The sequence below is a fragment of the Hydrocoleum sp. CS-953 genome, from assembly GCF_002260545.1.
GTDB lineage: Bacteria > Cyanobacteriota > Cyanobacteriia > Cyanobacteriales > Microcoleaceae > Trichodesmium.
The window spans coordinates 1-2,413 of record NZ_LGSU01000195.1 but is presented as its reverse complement, the minus strand read 5'-3'; the positions used below and the strand labels follow the sequence as shown (position 1 = coordinate 2,413).

The window sequence follows — 2,413 nt, the reverse complement described above, 5'->3', positions numbered from 1 at the left end:
AATGCCCAAACATAATCATATTAACCTCCAACAAACCCGATTTCTTATAACCCAATAATTACAAAAAGCGCAGAAACCCGGTTTGTATTAAATGCTTTAGCATAATCATATTAACCTCCAACAAACCCGGTTTATTATAATCTTCCAAAGCAACTGGATTTGATATAAAATAGTATTCGAAACTCAATAATTAGAGCAATTATTGTTATTAATAGAGAATTTTATCTCAGTAAGGCACACTATTAGCGGGCAAGATTCCCGCACTACAACAATGAAAAAAATTATCAGAACTGCAAAAGTTTTTCTCTCTACTTACTATGCCTATCTGCTAGAATATAGAGCCGAACTTTTCTTATGGATGTTGTCATCCTCTTTACCTTTTATTATGATGGGAATTTGGACAGAAGCTGCAATTCAAGGTGAATTTCCATTAGATAAATTACAGTTCTCTCATTATTTCTTAGGTGTATTTATTGTCCGAGCTATAACTCCTACTTGGGTAATTTTTAATTTTGAAGAAGAAGTAGTTGAAGGAAAATTATCTCCTAAATTATTACAACCGATAGACCCAGTCTGGCATCATGTAGCTGAACATATTGCAGAAAGATTGGCAAGATGGCCTTTTGTTTTAGGTTTAATATTATTCTTTTTTGTTCTCTATCCCCAGGCATTTTGGCTGCCTAATTTTGGTAATTTTTTGTTATTTTTAATCGTAGTATTAATGGCGTTTGTCTTGCGATTTTTAATTCAATATACATTAGCTATGTGTGCATTTTGGACAGAAAGAGCAAGCGCGATCGAGCAACTTTGGTTATTACCTTATATGTTTTTATCTGGAATAACTGCCCCATTAGAAGTGTTTCCAGAAATGGTGCTGAAAATAGTATTGTGGACTCCGCTTCCTTATCTGATTCATTTTCCTGCTTCTTTATTAGTGGGGTTGCCTGTGGATGTTGGGCGGGGGTTATTAGTTATGTTTGTTTGGAGTGTTATATTTTTTGGGTTAAACCGTTGGTTGTGGCGACAGGGGTTAAAGCAATATTCAGGGATGGGAGCATAGTTGAAGTTAGAAGTTAGAAAAAATATTAGACACAATGGATGCAATTTGATAGAATTAACTTTTCGATGCAATACTGTCACGAAACGTTGATTTAAACTCCGACCATACTCTACTTCATTTCCACAATGGGGAGAATTTACCGACTCTGGGGAAATAATAAATAAGAAGTTATCCGACTGTTCAATTCCCCGATAAATTTAAGTTAAACTACTATAATTGTTAATTACTGCACAAATTATTACTATATTACTCGCATTTGTATATAATCTGAGGCTTGAATTAATCAAAACAACAATTAGCAATAACACTCACTAACTTATGATTTTTTATAATTCCTGATACGTTCAGATCCGAAATTATAATAGTGGTGCTATTTTTAGCTAATGCTAGTCTTTGTCTATTTTTTGATCGTGCCAATATCCGCTAAATTTTTTGCTACTTTTTCTGGGAGTATAAAAAAGCATAAAATTCTCGATTCAAAAATATATCACCTCTATAAAAACTAGACTTACTGCGAACTTCCTCTAAAGTTAAAGACGGTATATTTTCTATTTCTGGGTCAGCTCCAACTTGAATCAATAGATCGGCAAATTTTACTTTTTTCTTAAAAGGTCTAATAGCTCTAATCTTCACACCTGCACCAATTAATGTTTCTGCAACTAACTTAACGTCTTCTATATTTACTTTTGAACCAAACCAAATTGAATTGCTAGGCACATCTACTGTGAAAGTTGGTAAAAGTATAACTTGATAATCTAAACTTCTTAAAGCTTTTTCAACTACTCCATTATCGACATCTTTAGGAAAATATTCAACCACCACAGAATTTTCTTGCTTCTGAGAAAAATTATCCCCCAATAAACTTAATTCATCCTGCAAAACTTCCTGATACACTGTTGGTAAATGCCTACTCATAGAATTAGTTTCAATTCCATATCCTAAACTCGTCCATGTACCAGATAATAACCGCAGAACTCGATTTAATTTTCCCTTTCTTAACAACCCAGGAATATCTGCCTTCCAATATTTGCGATCGCTTAACCAGCCATGTACAACAGCATCCTGATATTTTGGTTCAAAACTGTAAGATGCCCAAAATAGAGACCAACCACGTTGGGGATGATAACGTTTTGCCATAAGATACCAAGTATTGCTTAACATTTGATATCTTCCTGCTGCAGTGCTACAATTATCTTTATTTGGACCAGAAACTATCGTTATACACCAATCTGGATGTTTTCTCAGGTCAGATACCTTTTTCCTGTATAAACAACATGATAAGGTCGATCATAATTAGACTCACTAGCTGAAATAGTTCGCATTAACGCCCGAATATAAGGGTCGCCACCTTTC

General features: G+C 34.2%; 1 protein-coding gene and 2 pseudogenes. 1 reads left to right on the top strand and 2 read right to left on the bottom strand.

All coding sequences use genetic code 11. The features are described 5' to 3' along the window. Window positions 1–271 precede the first annotated feature (271 nt). Window positions 272–1,060 carry an ABC-2 family transporter protein gene (locus AFK68_RS01620; RefSeq protein ID WP_094671109.1) on the top strand — a complete coding sequence of 263 codons (789 nt, stop codon included), beginning with the start codon at window positions 272–274 and terminating at the stop codon, window positions 1,058–1,060. Window positions 1,061–1,131: 71 nt separating this feature from the next. On the opposite strand, the pseudogene AFK68_RS43790 reads toward AFK68_RS01620, so the two are convergent. Beyond that, window positions 1,132–1,245: pseudogene (locus AFK68_RS43790) on the bottom strand (hypothetical protein); the annotation flags it as partial. 673 nt (window positions 1,246–1,918) lie between these two features. Next, window positions 1,919–2,413 (bottom strand): annotated as a pseudogene (locus tag AFK68_RS01615) (glycoside hydrolase); the annotation flags it as partial.